At 71.5% G+C, this 14,657-nt stretch carries 16 protein-coding genes; 5 read left to right on the forward strand and 11 right to left on the reverse strand.

The window, feature by feature from the left end; translation table 11 throughout:
- Window positions 1-103 precede the first annotated feature (103 nt).
- The gene (locus tag ACPEH0_RS11295) at window positions 104-1,168 is read right to left on the reverse strand and encodes a histidinol-phosphate transaminase (RefSeq protein ID WP_366214582.1); all 1,065 of its coding nucleotides are present in this window, start codon (window positions 1,166-1,168) and stop codon (window positions 104-106) included.
- Between the two features lie 71 nt (window positions 1,169-1,239).
- Here ACPEH0_RS11295 and ACPEH0_RS11300 point away from each other — a divergent pair, with 71 nt between their 5' ends.
- Window positions 1,240-1,632, forward strand: coding sequence for a phage holin family protein (locus ACPEH0_RS11300; protein WP_217528719.1), 393 nt, complete (start codon window positions 1,240-1,242; stop codon window positions 1,630-1,632).
- On the opposite strand, the gene ACPEH0_RS11305 is transcribed toward ACPEH0_RS11300, so the two are convergent.
- Together ACPEH0_RS11305 and ACPEH0_RS11310 are read right to left on the reverse strand one after the other, a co-directional pair.
- Window positions 1,604-2,890: a hypothetical protein gene (locus tag ACPEH0_RS11305; protein WP_366214583.1), complete on the reverse strand. Its 1,287-nt coding sequence runs from the start codon at window positions 2,888-2,890 to the stop codon at window positions 1,604-1,606. The two genes, ACPEH0_RS11300 and ACPEH0_RS11305, sit on opposite strands and share 29 nt — an antisense overlap.
- Complete coding sequence (locus tag ACPEH0_RS11310) at window positions 2,890-3,183, reverse strand: hypothetical protein (RefSeq protein WP_366214584.1); 294 nt, start codon at window positions 3,181-3,183, stop codon at window positions 2,890-2,892. Before ACPEH0_RS11310 ends, ACPEH0_RS11305 begins: the two co-directional genes overlap by 1 nt.
- Window positions 3,184-3,323: 140 nt before the next feature.
- Here ACPEH0_RS11310 and ACPEH0_RS11315 point away from each other — a divergent pair, with 140 nt between their 5' ends.
- Window positions 3,324-3,797 carry a low molecular weight protein-tyrosine-phosphatase gene (locus ACPEH0_RS11315; RefSeq protein ID WP_064002909.1) on the forward strand — a complete coding sequence of 158 codons (474 nt, stop codon included), beginning with the start codon at window positions 3,324-3,326 and terminating at the stop codon, window positions 3,795-3,797.
- Window positions 3,798-3,823: 26 nt separating this feature from the next.
- The gene (purB, locus tag ACPEH0_RS11320) at window positions 3,824-5,206 is read left to right on the forward strand and encodes an adenylosuccinate lyase (protein ID WP_217529182.1); all 1,383 of its coding nucleotides are present in this window, start codon (window positions 3,824-3,826) and stop codon (window positions 5,204-5,206) included.
- Window positions 5,207-5,233: 27 nt separating this feature from the next.
- Here the strand turns inward: purB and ACPEH0_RS11325 are convergent, their stop codons facing one another.
- Window positions 5,234-5,587 (reverse strand): hypothetical protein, encoded by a 354-nt coding sequence (locus ACPEH0_RS11325; protein WP_217528725.1) that lies wholly within the window; start codon window positions 5,585-5,587, stop codon window positions 5,234-5,236.
- Complete coding sequence (locus ACPEH0_RS11330) at window positions 5,584-6,225, reverse strand: acyl-CoA synthetase (protein ID WP_217528727.1); 642 nt, start codon at window positions 6,223-6,225, stop codon at window positions 5,584-5,586. The genes ACPEH0_RS11325 and ACPEH0_RS11330 overlap by 4 nt, the downstream gene beginning before the upstream one ends.
- Before the next feature lie 95 nt (window positions 6,226-6,320).
- Between ACPEH0_RS11330 and ACPEH0_RS11335 the strand changes: the two genes are divergently transcribed.
- Complete coding sequence (locus ACPEH0_RS11335; protein WP_366214585.1) at window positions 6,321-7,445, forward strand: PQQ-dependent sugar dehydrogenase; 1,125 nt, start codon at window positions 6,321-6,323, stop codon at window positions 7,443-7,445.
- Here the strand turns inward: ACPEH0_RS11335 and ACPEH0_RS11340 are convergent.
- The 5 genes from ACPEH0_RS11340 to ACPEH0_RS11360 form a co-directional block, all read right to left on the reverse strand.
- Window positions 7,420-7,872 carry a hypothetical protein gene (locus ACPEH0_RS11340; protein ID WP_217528730.1) on the reverse strand — a complete coding sequence of 151 codons (453 nt, stop codon included), beginning with the start codon at window positions 7,870-7,872 and terminating at the stop codon, window positions 7,420-7,422. The genes ACPEH0_RS11335 and ACPEH0_RS11340 overlap by 26 nt on opposite strands.
- 127 nt (window positions 7,873-7,999) lie before the next feature.
- Entirely contained in the window at window positions 8,000-8,695 is a 696-nt protein-coding gene (locus tag ACPEH0_RS11345) for a DUF2332 family protein (RefSeq protein WP_217528732.1), read from the reverse strand.
- A 96-nt stretch (window positions 8,696-8,791) separates the two neighbouring features.
- Window positions 8,792-9,589, reverse strand: coding sequence for an alpha/beta fold hydrolase (locus tag ACPEH0_RS11350; protein ID WP_366214586.1), 798 nt, complete (start codon window positions 9,587-9,589; stop codon window positions 8,792-8,794).
- A 143-nt stretch (window positions 9,590-9,732) separates the two neighbouring features.
- Window positions 9,733-11,244 (reverse strand): MATE family efflux transporter, encoded by a 1,512-nt coding sequence (locus ACPEH0_RS11355; protein WP_366214587.1) that lies wholly within the window; start codon window positions 11,242-11,244, stop codon window positions 9,733-9,735.
- A 127-nt stretch (window positions 11,245-11,371) separates the two neighbouring features.
- Window positions 11,372-12,202, reverse strand: coding sequence for an aldo/keto reductase (locus ACPEH0_RS11360; RefSeq protein ID WP_253034676.1), 831 nt, complete (start codon window positions 12,200-12,202; stop codon window positions 11,372-11,374).
- 196 nt (window positions 12,203-12,398) lie between these two features.
- On the opposite strand from ACPEH0_RS11360, the gene ACPEH0_RS11365 reads away from it, so the two are divergent.
- Complete coding sequence (locus ACPEH0_RS11365) at window positions 12,399-12,920, forward strand: sigma factor-like helix-turn-helix DNA-binding protein (protein WP_366214588.1); 522 nt, start codon at window positions 12,399-12,401, stop codon at window positions 12,918-12,920.
- Window positions 12,921-13,004: 84 nt separating this feature from the next.
- On the opposite strand, the gene ACPEH0_RS11370 is transcribed toward ACPEH0_RS11365, so the two are convergent.
- Window positions 13,005-14,657, reverse strand: a complete 1,653-nt coding sequence (locus ACPEH0_RS11370) for an FAD-binding dehydrogenase (RefSeq protein ID WP_366214589.1) — start codon at window positions 14,655-14,657, stop codon at window positions 13,005-13,007.

Consider the following 14,657-nt stretch of genomic DNA (forward strand, 5'->3'; position numbering starts at 1 on the left):
GCCGGGCGCTCGCCTGTCACGACGTGCGGAGCCGCGCGGCGTGTCGTGACAGGGGAGCGCGGGCGGGGTGCCGCGCGACGGCCTGCTCGCAGATGGGTCGCCGTCAGGGGCGAACGGATGCCGCGGCCTCGACCACGCGGTCGATCGACTCCTCCTCGCCCACCGACACACGCACGCCGTCGCCGGCGAGGGGCCGGACCACGAGGTCGGCGGCCTCGAAGGCCGCCGCGACCTCGAGCGATCGGTCGCCGGCCGGGAGCCAGACGAAGTTGCCCTGCGCGGTCGGTACGTCCCATCCGATCTCGCGCAGGCGGTCGACCAGAAGGTCACGCCGCCGCGCCACCACGGCGACGCGCTCGCGCAGGTCGTCCTCGGCGTCGAGGCTCGCGAGCGCGGCGGCCTCGGCCTGCGCCGTGACGGAGAGGGGGATGCCGGCGCTGCGGGCGGCGTCGAGGATGCGGGGGTGCCCGACGGCGTAGCCGATGCGCAGGCCCGCGAGCCCATAGGCCTTCGAGAAGGTGCGGAGGACCACGACGTTGTCGTGCCCAGCGGCGATGACCCGCTCGCCATTGACCGCTGCGGCATCCGTCACGAACTCGACGTACGCCTCGTCGAGGACGATCAGCACGTCCTCCGGGACGGCGGCGACGAACGCGTCGAAGTCTGCCTGCGTCACGACCGCGCCGGTCGGGTTGTTCGGCGTGCAGACGAAGACGGCGCGCGTGCGGTCGGTGACGGCGGCGGCGAGGGCGGGAAGGTCGACCGCAGCGGCATCCGTCAGCGGGACCATCACGGGGGTGGCGCCGGTGACGGTCACGATGCCCGGGTACGCCTCGAAGGAACGCCACGGCAGGACGATCTCGTCCCCGACGGAGGCGACGGCCTGCGCGAGCTGGTACAGGATCGAGACCGAGCCGGCGGCGATGTGGATGCGGTCGTCGGTGACCCCGAACCGCTCCGCCAGGCGCGCGCGGAGCCGGGCGGCGAGCGCATCGGGGTAGCGGTTGAAGGCGACCGCGTCGCGCACCGCGGCGACGACGCCGGGGAGCGGGTCGAACGGGTTCTCGTTGCTGGAGAGCTTGTAGGCGGTGGCGCCGGCCTGCTTGCCCTGCTTGTAGGCGGGCAGCGCGGCGATCTCGGGACGAACCCGGACGGGGATGTCGGTCACGCGACGAGTCTACGAGCGGGAGCGCCAGCCCGTCCCTCGCCCGCGGACGCACGGCGTGGGAGACTGCGGGCATGCGCTTCATCGTCCGCGTCGTGATCAACGCCTTCGCGATCTGGGTCGTCACCCTCATCGAGCCGCTGCGCGTCGAGGTGACCCCATTCGAGCCCGGCGAGACGCTGCAGCTCGTGCTGTCGTTGCTCGCCGTCGCGGCGGTCTTCGCGATCGTCAACACCGTCATCGGGACGATCCTGAAGATCGTCGCGTTCCCGCTCTACATCCTGACGCTCGGCCTCATCTCCCTGGTGATCAACGGTTTCCTGTTCTGGCTGACGGGGTGGTTCACCGAGTGGTGGGGCTGGGGTCTGTCGGTCGAGTCGTTCTGGCTCGGCGTCGTCGCGGCCCTGATCATCTCGCTCATCAACTTCGTCTTCGGGATCATCCTGCGTCCGCAGACGAAGCGCTGACGCCCTCGGCGGTGTCGTAGACGAACACCTCCACCGATTCCGCCGTGCCGAGCTCGGCGAGGCGGTCGCGCACGGCATCCATCCGCGGGTCGGTCGAGACGTCGAGCAGCTCGGACGTCGCGGTGTACTCGTCCATCTGGTGGGAGTTCAACCACGGAAGCGGGTCGACGGTGCGCTCGACGACCATGCTCCCGGGGGCGCCGATCTCGGCGTCGTGGCCTCCGCCCGCCAAGAGCGGCACCACGTCGTCGCGGTGCCGGAAGTCGACCTGGAGGGTGTCGGGCCCCACGTCGGCTTGGACGGGGTTGCCGAACCCGACGATCATCGGCACCTCGTACTCCTTCTCGAGCGCGATCCGGCTGGCGACCATGGCGCCTTGGGAGTGCCCGCTGACCATCACCGAATCGCCGGGCTTCGCTCCGGCCTTCTCGAGCGCGATGCGGCTCGCTTCATAGGACGACGACCTCATCCCGTCGTACAGGGCGACGTTCGACGACCAGTCGAACGTCCCGGGGTCCTCTCCGAACCGTGTGCCCGAAAGGTACAGCGCGAACCGCCGTCCCCCGTCCGGCATCGTGTACCGCTCGACCCGGATGGCGCCCGGCCCGCCGCCGGGCACGCGGCGCGCCACGTCGGCGACCGTCGCGGGCGCCGATCCCGGCTGGGACCGCGCCAGCTCGACGGTGGGACGGGCCGGCTTCCCGAGCAGACGGCTCCCCTCGGGAAGCGTTCCCGTGCCGCGGTCGCGGATCTCCGCCGCGCCCCAGCGGAGCGCGCCCACTGCGACGGGCGCGAGGCCGGAGGCGAGGGTCGTCCACCACAGCTCGCGCGCGACCGTCGCGAAGGGATCGGGCGCGTCGGCGACGGCCTGCCGCGCCGCCTCGGCCGCAGCGGGAGAGGATGCCTCGAGCTCCGCCACCTTCCGGGCGAGGTCCACCACGTCGCCGCGATCGCGCGCGTCCCCGTGCCAGGCGATCGCCGCACGCGCCTGCAGCTCGACGATCTCGTACGCGGTCGCCGTGTCACGGAGTGCGCGCGCGAGCTCCTGACCCCGCTCGACGACCGCGCCCGCGGCAGTGGCGAGGTACGCGGCGCCCCCGCCGATCGTCGCGGACCCGAGGAGGCGGTCGGCCAGCGTCAGTCCGGCACGGACGGTGTCGGCGTCGGCGACCGCGAGCTCGGTCTGCGCCGCCGCGTTGCGCAGGGTCTCGGTGTCGACGGCGACGACGCGGCCGCCGCGGATCTCGATCTCCGCCATCAGCCCGTCGCCTCGACCCAGGTGCGGTCGCCGTACGCCTGGTCGATCGCCCCCTCGATCGACGTCGACAACCGGGCGACCTCGCCCTCCCACGCGCCCACCGCCTCACGGAACGCGTCGGCGGCCTCGGCGCGCCAGTCGACGAGGTGCGCGATCCGCCGGACATCGGCGAGCAACTCGAGCACCTGATCGTCGGCCTGTCGCAGCAGAGCGATCCCGTCGTCGAGGGCGGCGAGACGCTCCCCCACGGGAGCGCCCCACAGGTACGGGGACGGCGCGAGAACATCGGACATGCGTCGACTGTGCCCCCGGCATCCGCTCTTCGGAGGGCGTCGGGAACGGACGGTGGATGCCGCGCAGCGGACCCGCTCTGTGCAGAAGGCCCGACGATCAGCACAATGGAGGGGTGCCCGAGCCCGATGATGCTTTCCGTGTGCTGTTCGTGTGCACGGGCAACATCTGCCGGTCCCCGATGGCGGAGGTCGTGTTCCGGTGGTTCGCCGATCAGGCGGGCCTCGGCGACCGTGTCGTCTCGACGAGCGCCGGCACGGGGGAATGGCACGTCGGCGAACGAGCCGACAGCCGCACGCTCGAGGCCCTGGAGCGCCGCGGGTACGACGGCACCCGGCACCGCGCGCGGCAGTTCTCCCGCGAGGACTTCGACCGCAACGACCTCGTGATCGCGCTGGACCGCTCGCACGAGCGGATCCTGTCGGAGTGGGCGCGCAGCCCCGCCGACGTCGACAAGCTCGCGCTGCTGCTCAGCTTCGATGCGCGGGCGGACGGGGCCCTCGACGTGCCCGACCCCTACTACGGCGGCCCCACGATGTTCGATGAGGTGCTCGGTATGATCGAGAGCGCCAGCCGGGCGTTGTTCCGGCAGCTCGAACCCGCGCTTCGCCGGTGAGCGCACCCCCCACCGAACGGAGTCGCGTGTCCTCCCTGCCCTCGATGTCCCTCAGCCCGCTCGACGGTCGTTACGCCGCCGCGGTCGCCCCGCTGGCCGAGTACCTCTCGGAGGCGGGTCTCAACCGGGCCCGCGTCGAGGTCGAGGTCGAGTGGATCATCACGCTGACCGACCGCGGCCTGTTCGGATCGTCCGCGCTCACCGATGAGCAGAAGGAGTCGCTGCGCAGCCTCTACCGCGACTTCGGCGACGACGACATCGCCTGGCTCGCCGAGAAGGAGGCCGTCACCCGGCACGACGTGAAGGCGATCGAGTACCTCGTCCGCGACCGCCTGTCGTCGCTCGGGCTCGACGCCATCGCCGAGCTCACCCACTTCGCGTGCACGAGCGAGGACATCAACTCCGCCTCGTACGCCCTCACCGTCCAGCGCGCCGTCGAGCGGGTCTGGCTGCCCAAGCTGCGCGCGGTCATCGCCTCGCTGACGCAGCTGGCCGAAGAGCACCGGGATGCCGTCATGCTCTCGCGCACGCACGGTCAGCCCGCGACGCCCTCGACCATGGGCAAGGAGCTCGCCGTCTTCGCGTGGCGCCTGCAGCGGGTCGCCGGCCAGATCGAAGGCGGCGAGTACCTCGCGAAGTTCTCGGGGGCGACCGGAACCTGGTCGGCGCACCTCGCCGCCGAGCCCGACGTCGACTGGCCCGCCCTCTCGCGCGGCTTCATCGAGGGCCTCGGCATCGGGTTCAACGAGCTGACGACCCAGATCGAGTCGCACGACTGGCAGGTCGAGCTGTACGACCGCGTGCGCCACGCAGGCGGCATCCTGCACAACCTCGCCACCGACGTATGGACCTACATCTCCATGGGCTTCTTCGCGCAGATCCCCGTCGCGGGTGCGACCGGCTCGTCGACGATGCCGCACAAGATCAACCCCATCCGGTTCGAGAACGCCGAGGCGAACCTCGAGATCTCGGGCGGGCTGTTCGGAACGCTCGCGCAGACGCTCGTCACGTCGCGCCAGCAGCGCGACCTCACCGACTCGACGACGCAGCGCAACATCGGCGTCGCCTTCGGCCACTCGCTGCTCGCGCTCGACAACCTGCAGCGCGGGCTCACCGAGATCTCGCTGTCGCGCGACGTGCTGCTGGCCGACCTCGACGCCAACTGGGAGGTCCTCGCCGAGGCGATCCAGACCGTCGTCCGCGCCGAGATCGTCGCGGGCCGCTCGCAGATCACCGACCCGTACGCCCTGCTGAAGGACCTCACCCGCGGCCGCCGCGTCGGGGCGCCCGAACTCGCCGAGTTCGTGAACGGCCTCGACATCGGGGATGCCGCGAAACAGCGCCTGCTCGCGCTCACCCCCGCCGGCTACGCGGGTCTCGCCGACCGGCTCGTCGACCTGCTGCGCTGAGCGCGGGGCGCTGCGCGGGCGCGCGGGTCAGTGCGGGGAGCGCGGGCCGCGGCCGGCGTCGCCGGGGGCGTCCGGAGCGGCGTCGTCCTCCGGGTCGAGGAGCAGGCCGCGGTCGACCTGCTTGCTGACCTGCGCGGGGTCGACGACCAGCAGCGACAGCGCCATGATCACGAGCGTCGCGATGAAGGTGACCCCGGCGACGATCGCGGCGACGCCCCAGGCACGCAGGTGCTGGTCGACGTCGCTGGTCGGACGCTGATCCTGCAGCACCCCCATCGAGACGAGGGTCACGATCCCGGCGAACAGGGCCGCGAGCAGCGCGAAGCCGAGCAGCTGGACCGGGCGCATCAGGTCGCGGCGGGTCGGGTTCTTGTCGGTCATGAGCGGCCTCCAGCGGCATCCGTGTCGGCCGTCTCCACCGCGGGGACCGCAGCGGGACGAGGTGAGAATGCGGCGATCCCCAGGTACACCGCGACGATCGCCGCGTAGCCGCCGAACACACCGACGCCGATCGTGATGCCGGTGAGGGTGAAGGAGCGACGCGCCTCGTCGATGTAGTACTCGAGCATGTACTCGCGCGGGATGAACACCAGCGCGACACCCAGCACGATCGTGAGGGCGCCGACGAAGACGGACTCGCGCGCGGCGGGTGCGCCCCGGCGGCGGCCGACGATGCCGATCACGAGCTCCGCGACGCCGGCCGCGAGCGCCCAGACGAGGACGACCGTGAAGTATCCGTCGACGGTGCGCGCGACGGGCAGGGTCGCGATCATGCCCGCGACGAGGGTCAGGATGCCGAGGAGCACCGCCTGCCAGCGCTCACCCGCGCGGAACACGAGCCACGCCGACAGGATCAGGATGAGTGCGGTGGCCACGGCGAACCCGCTGAAGACGGCTCCGCCGACCTGCGCGGAGTGGTCGACCGAGAACGTGATCATGACCGCCGCGATCGCCGCGAAGAGGGCGCGCCCCATCTGCAGGTGGCGCACCTCGAAGGTACGGGGGGCGGCGTCAGGCACAGGCTGTCTCTCGGGGACGGGGACGGGATGCCCCCAGTTTAGGTCGTCCGCCCGGTTCCGGCCTCCGGCGCGACAGGATGCGGTTGACTGAGCGTATGTCCCCGCGCCGCCGCTCCGCCGCCTCGTCCGCCGGGCTCGGCCTCGCCGCGGCCCTCGCTCTCGCGGGGTGCGCGGCGCCCGGGCAGCCGACCGTCGAGCAGCCGACTGCCGCGTCGCCGACGCCGACCGTCACCCCCACGGCCACGCCCACCCCGACGCCCACCCCGGTGACGCCGCGCACCGTCGCGACGGGGCTCGAGGCCCCGTGGTCGATGGCCGTGCACGGGGACACCGTGTTCGTGAGCGAACGCGACAGGGCCCGCATCCTCGAGGTCGCGGCGGACGGTGCGACGCGTGTCGTCGCGACGGTCGAGGGCGTGGTGCACAGCGACGAGGGCGGTCTGCTGGGTCTCGCGATCGACGGCGACGACCTGTTCGTCTACTCGACCGCCCGCGACGGCAACCGGGTGCAGCGCTACCCGATCACAGGCTCTGCGGGTTCTTTCGGGCTCGGCGAACCGGAGTCGGTCATCGACGGGATGCCGGCGGGCACCCACCACAACGGTGGGCGCATCGCGTTCGGTCCCGACGGGATGCTCTACATCGCGAACGGCGACACGAGCGACGAACCCGCCTCGCAGGACCCCGGTTCGCTCGCGGGCAAGATCCTGCGGATCGCGCCCGACGGCAGCATCCCGTCGGACAATCCCGACCCCGACTCCCCCGTCTACAGCCTCGGTCACCGCAACGTGCAGGGCTTCGCGTGGGCCGAGGACGGCACGATGTTCGCGAGCGAGTTCGGTCGCAACTACCGCGACGAGCTCAACATCATCGAGCCCGGCGGCAACTACGGCTGGCCGTACGTTGAGGGGACCGGCGGCGAGGCGGACGGGTTCATCGACCCGGTGCAGACGTGGCCGACGGATGCCGCCAGCCCCAGCGGCATCGCCGTCGTGAACGACACGATCGTCATCGCGAACCTGCGCGGCCGCGTGCTCCGCGCCGTTCCCGTCGCGGATCCGTCGACGTCGACCGACCTCACCTCCGAGTACGGCCGGCTCCGCGACGTGACCATCGGCCCCGACGGCACGCTGTTCGTGCTCACCAACAACACCGACGGGCGGGGGTCGCCCCGCGAGGGCGACGACCGGATCGTCAGTCTCGCGGTGCCGCAGCCCTGACGAGTTCGCGGATGCGCTGCTCCACGGCATCCGTCATCTCGATCACCGCGAATGAGACCGGCCACATCGGACCGTCGTCGAGCTGCGCGGGCTCGTCGAAGCTGACCGTGCCGTAACGGGTGTTGAACTTGGATGCCGGCTGCCAGAAGACGACGACCTTGCCGTCCTTCGCATAGGCCGGGAAGCCGTAGAACGTCTTCGGGTTGAGGTGGGGCGCCTCTTCAAGGACGATGACGTGCACCCGCTCGGCGATGATGCGATCGGTGCCCTCGAGCGCCTCGATCGCGTCGAGGCAGGCCTGGTTCTCCTTCTCGATCTTGGCGAGGCCCTTCAGGCCCTTCATCGCCTTGAGCTCATCGGCCCGCTGCTTCATCGCGGCCTTCTCGGCGTCGCTGAAGCCGGCTCCCCCGCTGGTCTTGCCTGCCATGGTGGTTCCCTCCTGCTGTGGAGTCGATGTTGCCACTCGCGCGCTCGTGGGGCGAGGGGGCGGTTCCGGGGACGCGTTTCGTCGGGTGGGATGCCGCGCGGCGACGGGTCGCGTCCCCGGAGCGGGGTCAGAGCGCGCGGTAGCTTCGCCCGTGCGGATGCGTGAGTGCGACGGGCTCGCCGTCGACCGCCAGCACGAACCGGTGCCGCTCACCGGGCGGCACCACCCGCTCGAACTCAGGGAAGACGCCGAGCCCCTCGTTCGAGAGCCACACGGCATCCGTATCGGCCATCGTCCGCCGGAACCGGTCGCGGTCCTCGGGGGTCAGGTACGCGAGCACCGCCGTGTGGAAGACGACGAGGGTCGCATCGCGAGGGGCGGATGCCGCGGCATCCGCGATCAGGTCGTTCAGGTCGCCGGCGCGGATCGGCGCGGGATCGGATGCCGCGATGCGCGCCGCGGCGGCGAGGCGGGCGCGGCGGTCGTCGTGCTCGGGCCACACGAGCGCGTCGAGCCAGGCGAGGGTGTCGGGGTCGGCCGGATCGAGCGGGTTCAGGTCGATACCACCGCGCCACACCACCTCGGGCAGGCGGGTCGGGGGCGTAGCGCTCTCGATGCGGCAGTCGGCGAAGACGAGGTTCGCCTGCCGCTTGGCGCGGGGGAGCTCGTCGATCAGCGCGAGCATGTCGCCGTCGTCCGCGATCCCGAGCGCCCAGTCCTCGTACGTCGCCGATGATCCGGCCGCTTCGCGCGCGCCGAAGGTGCGGTAGTGCTCGGCCGTCGGCGAATCCGCTGCGACGCCCCACGAGGGAAGGTCGGTCATGGCGCGAGCGTAGCGCGCGGCGAGGTCCCGATCGGGCCGGGTATGTCGCGACCTTTCCCAGCCGGAATGGGACGTCGACGGATGCCGCGGCGCGGCCTACTCGGCGAGGAAGGCCAGCGCCGCCTCTCGGAAGACGCGGGAACCCGGTGCGTTGAAGTGGTGACGGTCGGGGATCTCGACGAACCGGCCCTGCGGGGTCGCGGCGGCGAGCGACTTCGAGCCCTCGATGATGCCGTCCTTCGTGCCCGTCGCGAAGAGCACCGGCTGGGCGGGTGCCTTGCCGGGGTCGGGGTCGACCGTGCCCGTTGCGCGCATGCCGCGGGCGATCGCGAGCAGCGCCCGCAGGTCGTTGCCGGGCACCCGCTCGGTGAGGGTGATGTAGTCGTGGGTCACGGCATCCGTCACCGGCTCTCCCTCGTCGACGTACGCCTGCACCTGGTCGAGATCGAGACGACCGAGCGGCACCCCGTCGGGGACGCCGCCGAGGACGACGCGCGGGATGCGGGGCTCCAGGTCGCGGGCGACCTCCCACCCGACGCGGGCGCCGAGCGAGTACCCGACGTACAGCGCCTCGTCGACGAGGTAGGTGTCGAGCACGGCCTCGAGGTCGGTCACCATCGTCCGCAGCGCGTAGGCACGCGACTCATGCGGCTTGTCGCTCGCGCCGTGTCCGCGCTGGTCGACGGCGAGCACGCGGTACCCCGCGCGCAGCAGGTCGCGCACCCAGCCCGTGTTCACCCAGTTGTCGCGGGCGCTCGAGGCGAAACCGTGCACGAGGATGACCGTCGGGGCATCCGCCGGTCCCCACTCGTACGTCGCGATGCGGTAGCCGTCCCCCACCATCACGAACTGCGGGTCGGGGGTCTCGGTCAGCGCGGGGAACACGGTGGTCACCCCACGATCATGCACCCCACAGGTTTCGCTCAGGTATCGGTTGCGCCGAAGCGTTCGCCCGAGACGAGCTCCTCCGCGACACGGCGCAGTGCGAGCAGCAGCGGTTCGACGAGGACCGTCCCGGCCGGATCGGGACCTCGGCCTCAGCGCTTGCGGGCGAGGCGGCGCGACGTGCCGGCGCGGCGACGCAGGGCGCGGCGCATCCGCGAGGTGGGCTTCGGCAGCGGGACCGGCTGCGTCACGACCGTCTCGACCGTCATCGAGCCGTCGACCGGTCCGATGACGGCGATCGGCGTGGTCGGGGTGATGGTCATCGGCGCCATCGGCATCGTCGCGAGCATCCGGTGCGCGCGGATGTACGCCGGGATCAGGATGATCGCCGCCGAGATCCACGCCAGCGGGTTCGACCACGCCACGCCGATGAACCCGAACAGGGCTCCCAGCAGGATCGCCGCCACCGCCCGCGCGACGAGCTCGACGACACCCGTCACCGTCGGAATGACGGCGTTGCCGAGCCCCTGCAGCGCACCGCGCGTGACGAACAGGATGCCGAGGGCGGTGTAACTGAAACCGTTGATGACGAGCATCGAGACCGCGAGGTGCACGACGTCGTCCGCGCCGTCTCCGACGAAGATGCGGACGATCGGGCCGCCGAGGGAGATGAGCAGGATGCCGAGGGCCACCGCCGCTCCGACGGCGATCCACGTCGCCTGCACGACGCCGCGTCGGATGCGGTCGGGACGGCCGGCGCCGTAGTTCTGGGCGACGTACATCGAGACCGCGAGCGACATCGACTGCAGCAGGGCGACGGCGAGGCCGTCGACACGGGATGCCGCAGTGTAGGCCGCGATCGCCTCGCCGCCGAGCGTGTTGAGCGCGACCTGCACGGTCAGCGCACCGATCGCGATGATCGACGCCTGGAAGCCCATCGGCAGACCGAGACGCAGGTGCGCGACGATGTCGGCGCGGGTGATGCGCCAGTCCTCGCGCTTCAGGTGCAGTTCGGGGATGCGGCGGCGCACGAACTCGAGGCACAGGAGTACCGAGACACCCTGGGCGACGACGGTCGCGAGAGCCGCGCCGGCGACACCGAGGCCGAGCCACGCGATCGCGGCGATCACGAGCACGACGTTCAGGGCGCACGCGACGATGAGGAAGACGAGCGGGGTCCGGGAGTCGCCGATCGCACGGATGACGGCGGACAGGAAGTTGAAGAACATGAGCGCCCCGGCGCCGAGGAAGCTCACCTGGGCGAAGACGGTCGCGTCCGCGAGCAGCTCGGGCGGCGTCTGCAGCGCCACGAGTGCGGGCTCGGCGAGCAGCGGCGCGCCGACGGTCAGGATGACCGTCGTGATGCCGCTGAGGACGGCGCCGGTGGCGACGGAGCGGCGGACACCGGCGGCATCCATCGCTCCGTAGGCCTGCGCGGTCGGGATCGCGAACCCGGACGTGAGACCCCACGCGAAACCGAGCAGCAGGAAGAGCAGGCTGCCGGTCGCTCCCACGGCGGCGAGCGCGTCGACGCCGAGCAGCCGACCCACGACGATCGTGTCGGCGAAGTGGTACAGCTGCTGCACCACGTTGCCGATCATGAGCGGCAGGGTGAACAGCAGGATGACGCGCCAAGGGCGGCCCGTCGTGAGGGAGGTGGCCATGGGGGCTTTCAGGGGGTTCGAATCGATTCGAGGTCGATCGATTGTATCGAGCCCTCCCTGGGAGACGTAAGGGGGGTCCACGAAAAAAGGGGCGCCGATTCCTCGGCGCCCCTCCTCGGTGAACGGGTCAGAACGTGGCGGTGTCCGGGTCGGCGCCGACGCGCTGGCCGCGGTCGAGCGCGTTGATGGCCTCGACCTGCTCCGACGTCAGCTCGAAGCCGAACACGTCGAAGTTCGTGCGGATGCGCTCGGGCGTCGACGACTTCGGGAAGACGATGAGGCCCTCCTGCAGGTGCCAGCGGATGACGACCTGCGCCGGGCTCACACCGTGGGCCTCGGCGGCATCCGCCACCGCCTTCTCGCCGAACAGGTCGTACTTGCCCTGGCCCAGCGGGCCCCACGACTCGGTGTGGATGCCCTTCGGTTCCTGGAACGCGCGGAGCTCGCGCTGCGCGAACGCCGGGTGGAGCTCGATCTGGTTGACCGCCGGCACGGTGTCGGTCTCGTCGAAAAGGCGCTGCAGGTGCGGCTGGTGGAAGTTCGAGACGCCGATGGAGCGGGTCAGGCCGTCGGCCTGGAAGGTCTCGAACTGCTGCCACGTCTCGACGTAGCGGTCCTTGTCGGGGCGCGGCCAGTGGATCAGGTACAGGTCGACGTAGTCGAGCCCGAGCTTCTGGAGGCTCGCCTCGATCGCGGGACGCGCGGTGTCGCGGCCCTGCTCGGAGTTCCACAGCTTCGTGGTGATGAACAGCTCGTCGCGGGGGATGCCGGAGGCCGCGATCGCGCGACCGACACCCTCTTCGTTGCCGTACACCGCCGCCGTGTCGATGTGGCGGTAGCCGGCTTCGAGGGCGACGCTGACGATGCGTTCGGCCTCGGCGGGATCGACCTGGAAGACGCCGAAGCCCAGCTGGGGGATGGTGTGTCCGTCGTTGAGTGTGAGAGTGGGAACGGTCATGGGCTCAACTTTTCCACCGCCGGGTACGTCATCGGCACCGGTTGACGAAACGTTGCGGATGCGGCATCCGCTCCGTGCGTTCGCGGGTCGCGCACGCGGGCGATTCGTCCATTCAGATGACTGGATGTCGGCTAGCACCGACTCCCGACGGGGGCAACGGCTCGAATGAACGGCTCGGGAGGCGCACGATGAGGTCATGTCGCACCCCCTTCCGCTGACGGACACCGAGCTGTCGAATCTGCTGGCCCGCACGGCCACCGGTGACGCGGACGCCTTCGCGCGGCTCTACGACGCGACCTGCGCGAGCGCCTACACGCTCGCGACCCACATCCTGCGGAACGAGCAGCCGGCGCAGCGCGTGCTGCGGGAGGTCTACGTGCACGTGTGGGAACACGCGGCGGAGGCCGAGGCGCGGCATCCGCGGGCCTGGGTCCTGCTGCTCACCCACCGTCACGCGATCGCGCACCGGCGCACCCTCGATGCGCAGGCGGAGGCCCTGTCGCGGGCGCGACTGGGCGACATGAGCCTCGAGCAGCAGCGGGTCATCGCGCTCGCCTACTTCGGCGGCTATAGCCAGACCGAGATCGCCGCGCTCACGGGAGAGACCCTCAGCGCCGTGCGCTCCCTCACCCGTGGCGCCCTCGACCAGCTGCAGGCCGCGGCGCGCGTCGTGACCTCGCCCATCACGCTGCCGCGCGTCTCCGGCGCCGTCGCGTAGCGGCGCCAGGGCCCCGACCCAGCGCTTGCCTGTCACGAACTGCGGCGTGGGGCGGCGTGTTGTGACAGGGGAACGCACGCGGTGTCACACCGCGGCGGCCATCGCGCGGCCCGCGATGCGGCCCGAGAAGATGCAGCCGCCGAGGAAGGTGCCCTCGAGCGCGCGGTAGCCGTGCACGCCGCCGCCACCGAAGCCGCTCGCCTCACCGGCGGCGTAGAGCCCGGGGATCGGCTCGCCCGAGGCGGCGAGCGCGCGGCCCGACAGGTCGGTCTCGATGCCGCCGAGACTCTTGCGCGTGATGATGTGCAGCTTGACGGCGATGAGGCGACCGGCCCGGGGATCGGCGATCGGACCGGGCGTCGCGACGCGCAGTAGCTTGTCGCCGCGGTAGCGCCGCGCCTGCCGCACGGCCGTGACCTGCGCGTCCTTCGTGAACGGGTTCGTCATCTCGCGGTCGCGCGCCTCGAGCTCGAGCCGCACGCGGTCGATGTCGAGCAGAGCGGATGCCGCCCGCATCCGCTCGAGCAACTGCGGAACCGTGTCGGCGACGATGAAGTCCGCCCCGCGCTCGGTGAACGCCTCGACCGACGCGGTCGCCCGGCCGCGCTTCAGCCGCTGCGCGAGCAGCTTCACGTCCTTGCCGGTGAGGTCGGGGTTCTGCTCGCTGCCGGACAGCGCGAACTCCTTCTTCAGGATCGCCTGGTTGAGCACGAACCAGCTGTGATCGTGACCGCCGCGCACGATGTGCTCGAGCGTGCCGATCGTGTCGAACCCCGGGAACAGCGGCGTGGGCAGACGGTGACCGGTGGCATCCAGCCACAGCGACGAGGGCCCCGGCAGGATCCGGATGCCGTGGCTCGGCCACACGGGGCTGTGGTTCTGGATGCCCTCGACGTAGTGCCACATCCGGTCGCCGTTGATGAGGTGCGCGCCCGCCTCGGCGGCGACCCCCAGCATCCGTCCGTCGACGTGCGCGGGGACGCCCGAGAGCATCGTCTCGGGCGGGCGTCCCATTCGCGCGGGCCACTGCGCGCGGACGAGGTCGTGATTGCCGCCGATGCCGCCGCTCGAGACGAGCACGGCCCCGGCGCGGAACGAGAACCCGCCGGTCTCGTCGCGGTTGCTCGGGGCGCCGCGCTCGGCGTCGTCGGGCGCGAGCACGGCGCCGCTGACACCCACGACCGCGCCGCCCTCGACCTCGAGACGGTCGACGCGGTGACGAAACGCGACACGCGCCCGGCCGGCCGCGACCCCCTCGAGCACGCGGCGCACGAAGGGCTCGAGCACGCCCGGACCGGTGCCCCACGTGATGTGGAACCGCGGCACCGAGTTGCCGTGCGAGGTCGCCCGGTCGCCACCGCGCTCGGCCCAGCCCACGATGGGGAAGAAGCGGATGCCGCGCTCCCGCAGCCACGCCCGTTTCTCACCGGCGGCGAACTGCAGGTACGCCTCGGCCCACGCGCGCGGCCAGCGATCCTCGGGCCGGTCGAACCCGGCCGAGCCGAACCAGTCCTGCCGCGCGAGCTCGAGCGAGTCCTTCACCCCGAGACGGCGCTGCTCGGGCGAGTCGACGAGGAAGAGTCCGCCGAACGACCACCACGCCTGTCCGCCGAAGCTCGCCTCGGGCTCCTGCTCGACGATCAGCACGCGCCTGCCCGCGTCGAGCAGCTCGGATGCGGCGACCAGCCCGGCGAGCCCCGCTCCGACGACGATCGCGTCTGCGGCATCCGTTGTCAT

This window comes from Microbacterium sp. NPDC079356, from assembly GCF_049545465.1.
GTDB lineage: Bacteria > Actinomycetota > Actinomycetes > Actinomycetales > Microbacteriaceae > Microbacterium > Microbacterium gawkjiense.

Excerpts from the sequence above, each read along its gene's own strand:
- ACPEH0_RS11305 (WP_366214583.1), bottom strand. The coding sequence starts at position 2,890 with ATGGCGGAGATCGAGATCCGCGGCGGCCGCGTCGTCGCCGTCGACACC.
- ACPEH0_RS11345 (WP_217528732.1), bottom strand. The coding sequence starts at position 8,695 with ATGACCGACCTTCCCTCGTGGGGCGTCGCAGCGGATTCGCCGACGGCC.
- ACPEH0_RS11325 (WP_217528725.1), bottom strand. The coding sequence starts at position 5,587 with ATGACCGACAAGAACCCGACCCGCCGCGACCTGATGCGCCCGGTCCAG.
- ACPEH0_RS11340 (WP_217528730.1), bottom strand. The coding sequence starts at position 7,872 with ATGGCAGGCAAGACCAGCGGGGGAGCCGGCTTCAGCGACGCCGAGAAG.
- ACPEH0_RS11310 (WP_366214584.1), bottom strand. The coding sequence starts at position 3,183 with ATGTCCGATGTTCTCGCGCCGTCCCCGTACCTGTGGGGCGCTCCCGTG.
- ACPEH0_RS11335 (WP_366214585.1), top strand. The coding sequence starts at position 6,321 with ATGTCCCCGCGCCGCCGCTCCGCCGCCTCGTCCGCCGGGCTCGGCCTC.
- ACPEH0_RS11370 (WP_366214589.1), bottom strand. The coding sequence starts at position 14,657 with ATGACAACGGATGCCGCAGACGCGATCGTCGTCGGAGCGGGGCTCGCC.
- ACPEH0_RS11365 (WP_366214588.1), top strand. The coding sequence starts at position 12,399 with ATGTCGCACCCCCTTCCGCTGACGGACACCGAGCTGTCGAATCTGCTG.
- ACPEH0_RS11300 (WP_217528719.1), top strand. The coding sequence starts at position 1,240 with ATGCGCTTCATCGTCCGCGTCGTGATCAACGCCTTCGCGATCTGGGTC.
- ACPEH0_RS11360 (WP_253034676.1), bottom strand. The coding sequence starts at position 12,202 with ATGACCGTTCCCACTCTCACACTCAACGACGGACACACCATCCCCCAG.
- ACPEH0_RS11355 (WP_366214587.1), bottom strand. The coding sequence starts at position 11,244 with ATGGCCACCTCCCTCACGACGGGCCGCCCTTGGCGCGTCATCCTGCTG.